13 protein-coding genes and 1 pseudogene are annotated in these 13,668 nt (G+C 47.2%); 13 read left to right on the top strand and 1 reads right to left on the bottom strand.

Annotated features, from left to right (window positions below):
* Positions 1–58: 58 nt before the first annotated feature.
* From WMO65_RS19935 to WMO65_RS19945, 3 genes are all read left to right on the top strand, one after another.
* The gene (locus tag WMO65_RS19935; protein ID WP_033143837.1) at positions 59–898 is read left to right on the top strand and encodes a transketolase; all 840 of its coding nucleotides are present in this window, start codon (positions 59–61) and stop codon (positions 896–898) included.
* Positions 886–1,824 carry a transketolase family protein gene (locus tag WMO65_RS19940; protein ID WP_033143836.1) on the top strand — a complete coding sequence of 313 codons (939 nt, stop codon included), beginning with the start codon at positions 886–888 and terminating at the stop codon, positions 1,822–1,824. Before WMO65_RS19935 ends, WMO65_RS19940 begins: the two co-directional genes overlap by 13 nt.
* 140 nt (positions 1,825–1,964) lie before the next feature.
* Entirely contained in the window at positions 1,965–2,678 is a 714-nt protein-coding gene (locus WMO65_RS19945) for an HD domain-containing protein (RefSeq protein WP_243107823.1), read from the top strand.
* A 26-nt stretch (positions 2,679–2,704) separates the two neighbouring features.
* Here WMO65_RS19945 and yyaC read toward each other — a convergent pair.
* A pseudogene (gene yyaC, locus WMO65_RS19950) lies at positions 2,705–3,238 on the bottom strand (spore protease YyaC); the annotation flags it as partial.
* 152 nt (positions 3,239–3,390) lie between these two features.
* Between yyaC and WMO65_RS19955 the strand changes: the two are divergent.
* From WMO65_RS19955 to WMO65_RS20000, 10 genes are all read left to right on the top strand, one after another.
* A complete protein-coding gene (locus WMO65_RS19955; protein ID WP_054353079.1) occupies positions 3,391–4,719 on the top strand; it encodes a LysM peptidoglycan-binding domain-containing protein in 1,329 nt (442 codons plus the stop codon).
* A 53-nt stretch (positions 4,720–4,772) separates the two neighbouring features.
* Complete coding sequence (locus WMO65_RS19960; RefSeq protein ID WP_118594099.1) at positions 4,773–5,936, top strand: DUF5711 family protein; 1,164 nt, start codon at positions 4,773–4,775, stop codon at positions 5,934–5,936.
* A 108-nt stretch (positions 5,937–6,044) separates the two neighbouring features.
* Complete coding sequence (locus tag WMO65_RS19965) at positions 6,045–6,731, top strand: CvpA family protein (protein ID WP_054353077.1); 687 nt, start codon at positions 6,045–6,047, stop codon at positions 6,729–6,731.
* Between the two features lie 13 nt (positions 6,732–6,744).
* Positions 6,745–7,755: a LacI family DNA-binding transcriptional regulator gene (locus tag WMO65_RS19970; RefSeq protein ID WP_118743638.1), complete on the top strand. Its 1,011-nt coding sequence runs from the start codon at positions 6,745–6,747 to the stop codon at positions 7,753–7,755.
* A 155-nt stretch (positions 7,756–7,910) separates the two neighbouring features.
* A complete protein-coding gene (locus tag WMO65_RS19975; protein ID WP_033143829.1) occupies positions 7,911–9,131 on the top strand; it encodes an ABC transporter substrate-binding protein in 1,221 nt (406 codons plus the stop codon).
* 11 nt (positions 9,132–9,142) lie between these two features.
* Positions 9,143–9,997 (top strand): carbohydrate ABC transporter permease, encoded by an 855-nt coding sequence (locus tag WMO65_RS19980; RefSeq protein WP_118743637.1) that lies wholly within the window; start codon positions 9,143–9,145, stop codon positions 9,995–9,997.
* A 3-nt stretch (positions 9,998–10,000) separates the two neighbouring features.
* A complete protein-coding gene (locus tag WMO65_RS19985) occupies positions 10,001–10,222 on the top strand; it encodes an ABC transporter permease family protein (protein ID WP_349064641.1) in 222 nt (73 codons plus the stop codon).
* 32 nt (positions 10,223–10,254) lie between these two features.
* A complete protein-coding gene (locus WMO65_RS19990; protein ID WP_349064642.1) occupies positions 10,255–10,830 on the top strand; it encodes a carbohydrate ABC transporter permease in 576 nt (191 codons plus the stop codon).
* A gap of 20 nt (positions 10,831–10,850) precedes the next feature.
* Positions 10,851–12,518 carry a glycoside hydrolase family 13 protein gene (locus tag WMO65_RS19995; protein ID WP_118743636.1) on the top strand — a complete coding sequence of 556 codons (1,668 nt, stop codon included), beginning with the start codon at positions 10,851–10,853 and terminating at the stop codon, positions 12,516–12,518.
* A 243-nt stretch (positions 12,519–12,761) separates the two neighbouring features.
* Positions 12,762–13,142, top strand: a complete 381-nt coding sequence (locus WMO65_RS20000; protein WP_118743635.1) for a hypothetical protein — start codon at positions 12,762–12,764, stop codon at positions 13,140–13,142.
* The last annotated feature ends 526 nt before the right edge of the window (positions 13,143–13,668 follow it).

The following is a 13,668-nucleotide window of genomic DNA, read 5'->3' on the forward strand; positions in this document are numbered from 1 at the left end:
AGGCAGACGGGAAGCCGGACAGGCTCCCGTTCACAGAACAAACCATCAGGAGGAAGAAATGAACAAGTTAGAACTTCAGAAGACAGCTAACGAAGTCCGCAAAGGCATCGTGACTGCTGTTCATTCCGCAAAAGCCGGACATCCGGGCGGCTCATTATCAGCAGCAGATTTATTTACGTATCTGTATTTCCAGGAAATGAATATTGACCCGAAAGAGCCGAAGAAGGCAGACCGTGACCGTTTTGTCCTCTCAAAAGGACATACAGCACCGGGCCTTTATTCCACTCTGGCACAGAGAGGATATTTCCCCACAGAGGATTTGAAAACTCTGCGTCATCTCGGCTCTTATCTGCAGGGACATCCGGATATGAAACATATCCCGGGCGTTGATATGTCCAGCGGTTCCCTGGGACAGGGTATCTCCGCAGCAGTCGGAATGGCATTGTCCGCTAAGATGGACGGCGCGGATTACCGTGTTTACACCCTGCTGGGTGACGGCGAGATCCAGGAAGGCCAGGTCTGGGAGGCATCTATGTTTGCCGGATTCAGAAAACTGGACAATCTGGTAGTGATCGTGGACAACAACGGACTTCAGATTGACGGAAGCATTGAAGATGTTTGTTCTCCGTACCCCATTGACAAGAAATTTGAAGCCTTCAACTTCCACGTGATCAACGTGGCAGACGGCAACGACTTTGACCAGCTTGAGGCAGCTTTTAAAGAGGCCAGAGAGACAAAGGGAATGCCCACTGCCATTATCATGAAAACAGTGAAGGGCAAAGGCGTTTCCTTCATGGAAAATGAAGCCGGATGGCACGGAAAAGCTCCGAATGATGCAGAATATGAAATCGCTATGGCAGATTTGGAAAAGGCAGGTGAAGCATTATGTCAGAAGTAAAGAAGATCGCAACCAGAGAAAGCTATGGAAATGCATTAGTAGAATTAGGAAAGAAATACGACAACCTGGTAGTTCTGGACGCGGACCTGGCAGGTGCAACCAAGACCGGTACCTTCCAGAAAGCATTTCCGGAACGTCACATTGACTGCGGTATCGCAGAGTGTGATATGATGGGTATTGCGGCAGGTATGTCCACCACCGGAAAAGTTCCTTTTGCCAGCACATTTGCCATGTTTGCTGCCGGACGTGCCTACGAGCAGGTGCGCAACTCCATCGGATATCCTCATCTGAATGTAAAGATCGGCGCGACCCATGCAGGTATTTCCGTAGGCGAGGACGGCGCCACCCATCAGTGCAACGAGGATATGGCTCTGATGCGCACAATCCCGGGAATGGTTATCTTAAACCCTTCCGATGATGTTGAGGCAAAAGCGGCAGTTGAAGCTGCTTACCAGCATGAAGGCCCTGTATACCTCAGATTCGGACGTCTCGCTGTTCCGGTGATCAATGACAAACCGGATTATAAATTTGAGATCGGAAAAGGTATTGTTTTGAGAGAAGGCAAGGATGTGACTATTTTTGCCACAGGTCTCTGTGTAAGTGAGACTCTGGCTGCCGCAGATAAACTGGCTGCAGACGGAATCGACGCCAAAGTGGTCAATATCCACACCATCAAACCTCTGGATGAGGAGCTGGTTGTGAAGGCAGCAAAGGAGACCGGCAAAGTGGTTACCGTTGAGGAGCATTCCGTGATCGGAGGTCTGGGCGGAGCTGTTGCAGAAGTCCTGAGCGAGAAAGCGCCGACAAAAATGCTGAGAATCGGTATCAATGATGTATTCGGTGAATCAGGCCCTGCAGTGAAGCTGCTGGAAAAATACGGCATTGACGCAAACGGTATCTATGCCAAAGTAAAAGCATTTGTATAAGAGAGATATGCAGGTACTTGTATAGGCCTTTACAAAAAATAACATATGTTTTAAAATCAGGTTAGAAACCTGGTTAAAGTGAGGGATGTCACCAACAGGCGGCATCCCTTTTTCTAAGGACATAAAGGAGCATGACAGATATGAAGCGTAAGGGGTTGTTCAGAAGAAAGCATTCCCGTGTGAGTACAGTGAAGGATGAGGGGAATGAAGAGTTTTATGAGTGCATAAAGGATCTGGTACATCATCCTTATGTGCTCAGGATGAAGGAGTATCCGCATCACTGTGAGACAAGCTGCTACCAGCACTGCCTGAATGTGGCCTACTATAATTTCCGTATCTGTAAGTTCTTCGGCCTGGATGCCAGGTCAGCGGCCAGAGCAGGAATGCTGCACGATCTGTTCCTGTATGACTGGAGAGGGCACAGGAAGAAGACCGGTGACCCGGTCCACGCCATGACCCATCCCCACACAGCTCTGCATAATGCAAAAAAATACTTCCGGCTCAACAAGCTGGAAGAAGAGATGATTCTCAAGCACATGTTTCCGGTGACCCCGGTTCCGCCCATGCACAGAGAGACATGGATCATTACCCTGACGGATAAATACTGCGGAACCTGTGAGATCGGCAGGTATTACTACCGTGCCTGGTTCCCAAGGGGGATTTATTATATGGCAGTGCGGCTGATGAAAAAGGTGTTTGGGGAGGATTACCATTACCAGGATTATCAGCTCCCCTTTGGTCTGGCAGCAGCGGATTCCGCGGACAGCGGAGTCAATTTCGTCAAGCTGCGCCGGCGTTCCTCCTCCGGATGGAAGAAGGCGAGAAGAGAAGGGCGGCGTGTGCCGAAGTATTGACGGTGTGCGACCAGAATCCCTGAGACGATGGCATCCGCCAGCTCCATGACTGTGGACAGGCGTGTTGTCTGCAGAAGAAAATGCTCAAATGCTCCCGACAAGTTGACAATGCCCGTAATGGATATGTCACCTACCGGGGGCAGTTTCTTTTTTACGCCCAGGCCCGGTTCCAGAGAACCTTGTCCCACTGTGACAAAGCCTTGGTGCTTTTTAGAGCCGAGGGAGGCGTCAATGGCCACGGTCAGGCTGTTGGGGTGTTCTTTTTTTACAGATTCCACGGTCTCCTGGAGGTTCAGGGCATGGACAGGATTGGCAAGGGTGCCGTATATACAGCAGCGGTTCAGATGTTCTTTTGCCAGGCGGTGGCCTATGAGAGGTCCAAGGCTGTCGCCGGTGATGCGGTCGCTTCCAATACAGAGGAAGACAAGTTCTTCAAAATTGCTGTCGGATTTGGCGTATAGTTCGGTAAGCAGAGAGCCGATCTTGTTGCCGGCTCTGTCTGTGCGGCCTTCAATATAGTAAACGGGCGTATCAAGGTGTGTGTCCATATTTTTATCCATCCTTTCTTTCCCCTATTTTGTCCGTTTTTACCTCTCTTTATCCTGTCTTTTTAACGGGATGTTTGTCGTTAAAAAAAGGCATGTACCTTTCTTAATCCGCTAAATTTCGCAGAAGATCCGTGCTATCCTGTTGCCCAAAGGGGTGAATCTTTATGATAGAAATAGTCTACGAAAAAGAAAAACAAAAGCCTGAGGGAAACGAAGGATTCTTCCGCATCCCCAACAACATACGCCAGATAGGAGAAGTCAACGAAACACAAAAAATCTATATAGAAGATTATGCGTACACTTACCTTTGTAGAATCTCTTCCGGGAATTCTTCAAAAGGAAAAGCTGCAATTCTTCTGGGACAGGCCAACTGGAAAGACGGTATTTCCTACCTTTTTGTGAAAAGCGCTGTTGTACTTCCTGACATGGAAATTACTGAAGAACACCTTTCCTTTACCAGGGAAATCTGGAACCACGTGTATGAGAAGAACAAGGAATATTTTCCGGATCAGGAAATTGTGGGATGGTATCTGTCCATTCCCGGATGCTCCATGGAGCTTCACGAAGTCATCTGCCGGACCCATCTGGATCATTTCGGCGGCAATGACAAGGTGCTCATGGTGATGGAACCCCTTGAAAAAGAAGAAGCATTTTACCGATATGAGGACGGAGAACTGTCCAGACAGCCGGGCTTTTATATCTATTATGAAAAAAATGAGCCCATGCAGAATTTCCTCGTGGCCCAGAATGACAAGGCCGAGACGAAAAGTGAACAGGTCAGTGACCAGGCGGTGAAGACATTCCGGAAAAAGGTGGAGACAAAGTCTGAGGGCAAAAAGCAGACAAAGAACACCTCCGTGTTCCGGACTGCCAGCGTGTGCATGATGGTGGCTGTGCTGGCTGTGGGAGTCCTGTACTTAAATGATTATCACAAGCTGAAAAAGACAGAGACAGTCATCTCAAAGCTGGATGATAAGAACAGCGGCAAGGAGCTTGTGGAGACAAAACCGGTCAATGGACTGGTATCCGAGAACCGGAAAAAGGACAGTCAGGATGCGGCAGACGGGGAGGCGGCGGGAACAGACACCGAAGAAACCGATGCCGGCACAGACGGGGCAGCCACCTCCGAATCATCGGATGGAACTTCTGATGGACAGAAGGATACAGACGGAAAAAAAGACGATGCAAAGGATCCGGATGCGGATGACGGAGCTTCAGAGAAAAAGACGGACAGCGGCAGCGATGCATCAGGGACAGATGCAGAGGATGACAGCAAAAACAGTCCTGCCGATGCGAAGGACAGCGATGACGGGGATTCCGGCCAGACAGCAGGCTCCACACACCAGTCCTACACCATTCACGAGGGCGACACCATAACAAGTATCAGCATGAGATATTATGGCAACAGCTCTAAGATCAAGGAAATCTGTGCGCTGAACGGCCTGTCACCGGAAGATTTTATTTTCCCGGGACAAAAAATTTTACTCCCGTAGAATTTTGTGCTATAATAGCCGAAAACAGTTACAGATTCGATAAGGAAGAGTGAATGGAAGACAATAAGACAAACGAAAAAAGAAAAAAGAAATCCCGCAGGCGCAGACGACAGCAGTTAAAACGCATACTGATCGCTGCCCTGGTGGTCATAGCAGTTATTATTATCGCTGTAGTGGTGATACAGCGCAGGACTTATCACAAGTATTCCGTACTGTCCTCAGCCAAGAACGAGGACGTGCAGTCAGCCGGATATGTAAAGCTGGGGGACTGTGTTCTCAAGTACGCGTCAGACGGTGCGTCCCTGCTGAATCAGAAGCAGGAGACAGTCTGGAAGCAGAGCTATGAGATGACAGACCCTGTGGCGGATGTCCGGGATGAGACAGCGGTTGTGGCGGACAAGGAAGGCACGCTGATGTATATTTTCAGGAAGGACGCCCCTGTGGGAGCTGTGGAGACCAGCATGCCCATTCTAAAGGCAAGGGTGGCCCAGAGCGGTGTGGTGGCAGCTATTCTCCGGGATGGAGAGAAGACATGGATTGATTTCTATGCCACGGACGGCAGCCTGATCGCAGAAAACCAGACCAGAATAGACAGCCCCGGATATCCGGTGGATTTGGCAGTTTCCCCTGACGGAAAGCTGATCATGATCTCCTATCTCTATGTGGAGAACGGGCAGACGACCAGTTACGTGGCCTTTTATAATTTCGGGGACGAAGGGCAGGGTGAGATTGACAATATAGTCGCCGGATTTACATATGAGGGCGTGGTGGTTCCCCAGGTAGTATATTTGGAAGGCGGCGTTTCAGCAGCTTTCAGGGATGACGGTTTCTCCATATACGAAGGGAGCAGCGTTCCCAGGGAGAAGACGAATAAGAAGATCAAAACAGACATAGTCAGCACATTCTGCAATGAAAAATATGTGGGACTTGTTTTCAAAAGTGACGGCAAGGATGACAAATACACTATGACATTGTATGACCTTACCGGAAAAGAAAAGTTCAGCCGCAGCTTCAATATGGAATATAAGAATATCCGCATCAGCGATGATATGATCATCATGAACAATGACAGCCAGGTATCCATGTATTCCCTCAGCGGAATCGAGAAGTTCAATGGAAATATGGATGAGGGTGTCATCAAAGATATTTTTAAAATCGGCTCCAACCGCTACATTCTCGTGTCTGAGAATGGCATCAAGACAATTAAATTAAAATAGCAGAAATAATGTGGAGCTGCCGGCGGTTACGCGGCAGCTTCGTTTGTTGCCGGGCATGCAGTGAAAAGTAACCATCGTTTATCTTAAAGATTTACACAGGAGAAAATTATGAATTGGCTTAATATTATTGTACTTGCCGTATTTGTTCTATGTATTATGAATGGTATACGCAGAGGGTTTATCAGGACGATTGCAGCTATGTTCTCTATTCTTGTGAGCATGGTGCTGGTTTATTTCCTGAACCCCTATGTGGTGGATTTTGTGGAAGAGAAGACACCGATCTATGACACGATCGAGGAAAAATGCAGTGAATCCATAGCCGCAGGGCTGGAGGGAGAACTTGGGGAACAGAGTCAGACCGCGTTCATTGAAGAACTTCCTCTCCCGGAGAGTATAAAAAGTATGTTAAAGGAGAGCGGGGGATCCTACGGGGATTCACTGGCAGACGCCTTTGCCGGTTATCTCTCCGCCTCCATTGCCCATATGATCGTCAACAGCCTGTCCTTTCTGGTCACGTTTTTTGTGGTGTCCCTGATCCTGCGGTTTGCGGTGGCAGCTCTTGACAGCATTTTCAGCCTGCCGGTGCTGAGCCTGTTAAACCGCACGGCCGGAGCGGCTGCCGGATGTGTGCAGGGGCTTCTCATTGTATGGGTGTTCTTCCTGGTGATCACCCTGTTCTGGAGCACTGACTGGGGACGGACAGCCGTGGAGATGGCAAAGGAGAATCCCATTACAAAATGGCTCTACGATTCCAATCTGCTTCTCAAATTCGTGTCAGGATTTTTGAAAATATAAAGGAGTTTTACATATGGTCAGGATAAAGGATATTGCAAAAGAGGCCGGGGTGAGCCCAACCACAGTCTCCAATGTTATTCACGGAAATACAAAAAAAGTTTCCAAAGCCAATATTGATAAGATCCAGAAGATTCTGGAAAAAAACCAGTACATTCCAAGTATGAGTGCCCTTATGCTGGCGGAGAACCGTTCCAGGCTCATAGGCGTGCTGATCGGGGAGCGGGAAGGAAAGCGCAGAAGCATTGCCTCTGACCCTTTTACCAGCGTTATCCTCAACTCTCTGGAACTGGAGATATACAGACAGAATTATTATATGCTTTTCCATCTGGCAAATTCCCAGGAGGAAAGCTGGAAACTGGCTGCCACCTGGAAAGTGGAGGGGCTGATCACTCTGGGCCTGTCCTCAGAGGAGAACCTGGAGTTAAGTGAGAAGTGCCAGATCCCTCTTGTGAGCATTGACAATTATTACGGGGAGAAAAAGGTTGCCAACATCGGCCTGCAGGACTTTGAAGGGGGGTATGCCATGGGGAAATTCCTGGCAGAACAGGGACATAAGAATATCCTCTTCCTTGCAGACAATGATGTGGGCGTGGATCATGAGCGTTGGCTGGGCGTTCAAAAGGCAGTGGAAGAGCACGGGGCAGAAGGCGCCGCGGCAGGGCGCAGAATCATGCCGGAGAACCGGGAACTGCGGAAAGCGTGGCTGGAAGACAGCCTGGAGGATTTAAAGAGCCGTGATGTGCTCTTTTTTGCATCTGATTTTTATGCTCTGGAGGCCATTCATTTCCTCCAGGACAAGGGTGTGGATATTCCGGGGGATGTGTCTGTGGCCGGATTTGACGACAGCCCCTATGCGGAGATCTGCAGACCGGAGATAACCACTGTCCGGCAGAATATCATGAAGAAGGGCCAGGAGGCTGTAAAAAGGCTGATATGCCTGATTCAGGAGGAGGAATTTAAGGGGCAGGAGAGGCTTCCCGTGGAGGTTGTGGTCCGGGATTCCGTGAAACAAAAGCCCTTATAGTAAAATTCTACAAAAAAAGTATATGCCAGTTGTCTAAAAAGACGTTTTGCGCAAAACCTATTGTACTGTTTCCGTCTTGTTGCTATAATTTGTGACAGATAGAAAAGGTTTTGCGCAAAACGTCTTTTGTTTTTGCTGAGTGAAAGGAGAAACATATGAAAAACAGATTGTTAGCCGCTGCCGCTCTTGCGGGCTGTGCTCTGCTGATGACAGGCTGCGGACAGAAGGAAGAAAACCACCTGGAAATTTTCTCTACCAAGATGGAGAATCAGGCGATTCTGCAGTCTTTTATTGATGAATACACACAGGAACACCCTGATGTGACCATTGAATTCAACTCTCCGCCGGACGCGTCCACTGTGCTTAGGACCAAGCTTACCAAGAACCGTGTGCCGGACATTATTTTCATGGGAGGAGACATGACTTTCCGTGATATGTCCGAGGCGGAAATCCTCATGGATCTAAGTGATATGGAAGAGGCTGACCGGATCAAGGATGCCTACAAAGAGCAGGTCTATAACCTGAATCCTGACCAGGAGGAAAAGCTCTATGGTCTGCCCTATGCCACAAACGCAGAGGGGATCATCTACAATGTGGATATTTTCAAGGAACAGGGGCTTGAGATCCCCGAGACCTGGGATGAGCTGATGGATGTGTGTGAAAAGCTTGAAAGCGCGGGAATCCAGCCCTTTTATTTCACTTTAAAGGATTCCTGGACAGGCGGCCCGCTGTGGATCCCTATGACATATGACCTGGCGGGAATGGACTTTTTCCTGGACAGAAGAGAGGGAAAGACCACATTTCTGGGTACTCACGAGGAGGCGGCTGAGAAGATTCTGACACTCACCGGGTACGGACAGAAGGACCTTCTGGGTAAGGGCTATGATGACGGAAATATTGACTTTGCCAACGGCAAGGCAGCCATGATGTTCCAGGGAAACTGGGCGATACCCAATATCCAGAAAGCCAATCCTGATGTGAATCTGGACATGTTTGCCCTTCCGGTCACAAACGATGAGAGCAAAAACGCCATTATTTCCGGTATTGATGTAATGCCGACCATCTATAAGGAAACCAAGGAGGAAGAGCTGGCGAAAGATTTCATAAGCTTTATCTTCCGGGATGACAAAGTAAAGGCATATATTGAAGATCAGTTTGCATTTCCCTCTGTGGACACGGTAGTGCAGGATAATGCAAGCGTGGCAGGTGTCGCAGAGAAATTCGCTCAGGGAAATATCGGAGATTTCGCGGACCATTATTACCCCACCGGCTTTGATTTTACGGTGACACTGCAGACCTTTGTGAGCAAGCAGGGAGATGTGGAAGAATTTTTAAAGAAACTGGATAAAGAATACGACAAATACAACAGTTTTTAGGGGGATGAATCATGAAAAAGAACAGAGCTTATATGGTGATCATCATACCAATGCTGGTACTGTTTTTCACCTTTCACACATTTTCCTTTTTAAAAGGAATTTTCTACAGCTTTACAGACTGGAAGGGGTACGGAACCTGGGATTTCGTAGGTCTTACCAACTATCTGAAACTGTGGGGGGACGAGGCTATCGGAGATGCCTACAAGTTTACCTTTAAATACGCCATCTGTGCAACCATCCTGGTCAATATCATAAGTCTTTTGCTGGCACTTGCGCTCAATGCGAAAATCAAATGCAAGAATGCACTGAAGGCCATATATTTCCTTCCTTATATGCTCAGTGCACTGATCGTCAGCTTTGTATTTAACTTTATTTTCTCCAATGTTCTGCCGGATCTGGGACAGAAGATGGGAATCGGATTTTTGAGCAGTAATATTCTGGGGCAGGAGAATCTGGCCTGGGTCGGTATTCTGGTGGTAGGTGTATGGCAGGCAGTGGCCTTTAATACCATCATCTATATGTCAGGACTGCAGACGGTCGACACAGATATCTATGAGGCCAGCAGCATTGACGGGGCAGGCAGATGGACGACCTTCTGGAAGATGACCTTCCCGCTGATCGCACCGTTTTTCACCATCAACATGGTACTCTGTGTGAAGAACTTCCTCATGGTATTTGACCAGATCATCGCCATGACAAACGGCGGGCCGGGTACCTCCACACAGTCCATTTCCGTGCTTATTTACAAACAGGGATTTTCAGGTGCCCAGTATGCATACCAGTCAGCCAATGCGGTGATTTTCTTCATTGTCATAGCTGTGATTTCACTGTTCCAGACAAGAGTTTTAGAGAAGAGGGAGGCGTAAGATATGTTGAAGAACAAGAAAAGCAGTACCATACTCACAATCGTTCTGTTTGCGCTTGCGGCGGTTACGATTCTGTTTCCGCTCTATATCACAGTAGTCATCGCTCTGAAAACACCGGAGCAGATCGCCCAGTCTGTGCTGGCATTCCCCAACAAGCTGCATTTTGAGAACTTTCTGACAGCTATTGAGAAGACAAATTTTTCGTTACATTTAGAAATACACTGATCATTACAGTGGTATCAGTTGCCGGGACCATTGTGACAAACTCCTTTATGGCGTTTGCCATTACAAGGAACAGGGGCAGGAAGTTATATGATTTTATTTACTATTTCCTGATCAGTGCCATGTTTATTCCGTTTAATATTATCATGCTGCCGCTGGTTAAGCAGGTGAGTTTTTTCCATATGGATAATGTGCCGGGGCTGATCATACTGTACATTGTCATGGGCCTTCCCATGAATATTTTCCTGTATTCCGGCTATATCAAGTCCATTCCAACGGCGCTTGATGAAGCGGCGACCATTGACGGTGCCAATACCTTCCAGATGTTTTACAAGGTCATTTTCCCAACCCTGAAGCCCATGAATGCCACAGTGGCAATCCTTACCTTCCTGTGGTGCTGGAATGACTTTACCATGCCCCTGGTCATCATCAGCGATCAGAAGAACCAGACGCTGCAGCTTGCGCAGTATGTGTTCAAGGGCGAATTTGCAACCGACTACAGCCTGGCCTTTGCGTCATACCTGCTGGCCCTTCTGCCCATTGTGATCTTCTATCTCTTTGCGCAGAAACAGGTTATCAGCGGTGTTACCAACGGTGCAGTGAAAGCATAAAATAAAAAGGAGACTGAATAATGAAAAAAGCATGGTGGAAAGAAAGTGTAGTTTATCAGGTATATCCCAGGAGCTTCTGCGACAGCAACGGAGACGGAATCGGAGATATCAATGGTATTACAAGTAAACTGGATTATTTGAAGGAGCTGGGGATCAATGTGATCTGGCTCTCCCCGGTGTACCAGTCACCAAATGATGACAATGGCTATGATATCAGTGACTATCAGGCGATCATGAAAGAATTCGGTACTATGGAGGATTTCGACAGGATGCTGGAGGAAGCTCACGCCAGGGGTATCAAGATTGTTATGGACCTGGTGGTGAACCATACTTCGGATGAACACGCATGGTTTATGGAGAGCAGAAAGTCTAAGGATAATCCGTACCGTGATTATTATATCTGGCGTGAAGGAAAAGACGGAAAAGAACCAAATAACTGGGGGTCTGTTTTCAATGGCCCTGCCTGGGAATATGACGGAAACACAGATATGTACTATTTACATATGTTCTCCAAAAAGCAGCCGGACCTGAACTGGGAGAACCCCAAAGTGCGCGATGAAGTATTTTCCATGATGAACTGGTGGTGCCAGAAGGGCATTGACGGTTTCCGTATGGATGTTATCAGCATGATCTCCAAGGCAGAGGGGCTTCCTGACGGGGAGGTACGTGACGGCCTCCACGGAGACGCGTCCCCATATGTACAGAATGGCCCTCATGTCCACGAATATCTGCAGGAGATGAACCGGAAGGTACTGTCAAAATATGATCTGCTCACCGTTGGGGAGTGTGCCGGCGTTACTGTTGAGGAAGCAAAGAAATATGCCTCAGAAAAAGGTACAGAGTTAAGTATGGTATTCCAGTTTGAACATATGGGACTGGACGGCGGAGAATTTTCCAAATGGAGCGATAGAAAGATAAAGCTCACAGAACTGAAAGAAAACCTAACGAAATGGCAGAATGAACTGGAGGGATCAGCCTGGAACAGTCTGTTTTGGTCCAATCATGACCAGCCCAGAATCGTTTCCAGATTTGGAAATGACAGTGTGCGTTACCGCGAGGTCTCTGCTAAAATGCTGGCTACCTGTCTGCACATGATGCAGGGAACCCCATATGTGTACCAGGGCGAAGAACTGGGTATGACAAATATGGAGTTTAACACGGTAGAGGATTTCTGCGATATTGAGAGTATCAATGCATATCACGAATATGTGGACAGCGGTAAAATAGACGGGGAGACCATGATGCGGTATCTGCGTTATAAGAGCAGGGATAACTCAAGAACACCCATGCAGTGGAACGCAGATGTGAATGCAGGATTTTCCACAGGTACTCCCTGGATGAGGGTGAACCCGAACTATGAGGATATCAATGCGGAGGAGCAGGTGAAACGCGCAGATTCTGTATTCTCCTATTATAAGGAACTGATCCGCCTGAGAAGGGAAAAGGAGATCATTGTCTACGGCCATTATGAACTGCTGATGCCGGAAGATGAAAAGCTTTTTGTGTATACGCGCAGTCTGGACAATGAGAAGCTTCTTGTTATCTGCAATTTCTCAGAAGAGGAAGCCGTTTACTGTGTGCCGGAAGAATTTGCGGGCAAAAAGGTGCTGATCGGCAACTATGAGGGGCAGGAAGCTGCCCACAGCATCAGGCTGAGACCTTACGAAGCTTTGGTGATTGAAAAATAAGGGATGGATCTGTAATCCATACAGACAGAACAGCGGAGATTTCGGTGCATATACGCAGCCGGAACCTCCGCTCTTTATATATCACCGGACAGCCCAGAGTGTGTTTGAAAATTACTTTCGGCAAAGTGTGGCGCACAGCATGCCGAAAGCAATTCTCATATACATCGTTGGCAGGCAGAGATTGTTATCTATGAAAACATACGCTGAAATATCTCTTTGCACGCGTTAAAGCTGCAGGTTCATGTGCAGAACGTTATTTCTACTTATAACACCTCCATAGCTTTTCTGTTTCATTATAGGCAGCAAATCGGTGTCATATACGATATGGGAATGCATGTGACCATCTTTTTATGCGGCAGCATAGGGGCACATTTGAATTTTAGATGTATCCAGGGGGGCGGTTTTGAAGATGGAGAAGAACAGGGGCACAGCAATGATAAGAAAAGGAATGTGGATGCCAATGCGAGTTTTCGATTTTCGAATAGCAGCTTGGGTTCTGAGCCGGATTTTTCTGCAGAAGCGAACATGAGAAAGGGATTGGAATTATCGGCATTCTTTTCGGGTCAATCCAGTCACGAGAACAGTGATGGGGCTGCAGAAAGTATTCACGGCGGCAGATATTAAGGCGAAGTATCTGCCAAGCCACAGGTAAATTGACTCCTTTTTTGGAAAAATAGGAAGTATTATGGAATGGAGTGGAAAAACATGGAAATTACCTGAAAAAATTGTTGTTTAGTTATTGACATATTTGACAGATAATGCTATTATAAAAGCCTACCGGCGAGCTCCGGTGGCTATTTTTACTGGTTTTAGAAATAAAAGTAAAAATATGTTGACAAGAGATAGAAGATATGATATTCTATCAAAGTTGCCGCTGAGACAGATGGTTAACAACTTCAAAGAAATTTGAAAAAGTTGTTGACAGACAGCGAAAGATGTGATAATCTATTATAGCTGTCGCGAGAAAAAAGTGACAACAACTGCTGGAAACATTAGTTTTCAGAAAGCTACTGATTTCAAAACATTTAATTAAAAAGTTTTGAAAAAAGTTAAAAAAGTTCTTGACAGGCTCGAAACGATATGATAAAATATCAAAGCTGTCAAAAACTGACAGGAACCTTGATAACTGAACAGTGAAACACATGAATCG

This window comes from Blautia caccae (assembly GCF_040095955.1).
In the GTDB taxonomy this organism is placed as follows: domain Bacteria; phylum Bacillota; class Clostridia; order Lachnospirales; family Lachnospiraceae; genus Blautia; species Blautia celeris.

Excerpts from the sequence above, each read along its gene's own strand:
- WMO65_RS19935 (WP_033143837.1), top strand. The coding sequence starts at position 59 with ATGAACAAGTTAGAACTTCAGAAGACAGCTAACGAAGTCCGCAAAGGC.
- WMO65_RS19940 (WP_033143836.1), top strand. The coding sequence starts at position 886 with ATGTCAGAAGTAAAGAAGATCGCAACCAGAGAAAGCTATGGAAATGCA.
- WMO65_RS19945 (WP_243107823.1), top strand. The coding sequence starts at position 1,965 with ATGAAGCGTAAGGGGTTGTTCAGAAGAAAGCATTCCCGTGTGAGTACA.
- WMO65_RS19955 (WP_054353079.1), top strand. The coding sequence starts at position 3,391 with ATGATAGAAATAGTCTACGAAAAAGAAAAACAAAAGCCTGAGGGAAAC.
- WMO65_RS19960 (WP_118594099.1), top strand. The coding sequence starts at position 4,773 with ATGGAAGACAATAAGACAAACGAAAAAAGAAAAAAGAAATCCCGCAGG.
- WMO65_RS19965 (WP_054353077.1), top strand. The coding sequence starts at position 6,045 with ATGAATTGGCTTAATATTATTGTACTTGCCGTATTTGTTCTATGTATT.
- WMO65_RS19970 (WP_118743638.1), top strand. The coding sequence starts at position 6,745 with ATGGTCAGGATAAAGGATATTGCAAAAGAGGCCGGGGTGAGCCCAACC.
- WMO65_RS19975 (WP_033143829.1), top strand. The coding sequence starts at position 7,911 with ATGAAAAACAGATTGTTAGCCGCTGCCGCTCTTGCGGGCTGTGCTCTG.
- WMO65_RS19980 (WP_118743637.1), top strand. The coding sequence starts at position 9,143 with ATGAAAAAGAACAGAGCTTATATGGTGATCATCATACCAATGCTGGTA.
- WMO65_RS19985 (WP_349064641.1), top strand. The coding sequence starts at position 10,001 with ATGTTGAAGAACAAGAAAAGCAGTACCATACTCACAATCGTTCTGTTT.
- WMO65_RS19995 (WP_118743636.1), top strand. The coding sequence starts at position 10,851 with ATGAAAAAAGCATGGTGGAAAGAAAGTGTAGTTTATCAGGTATATCCC.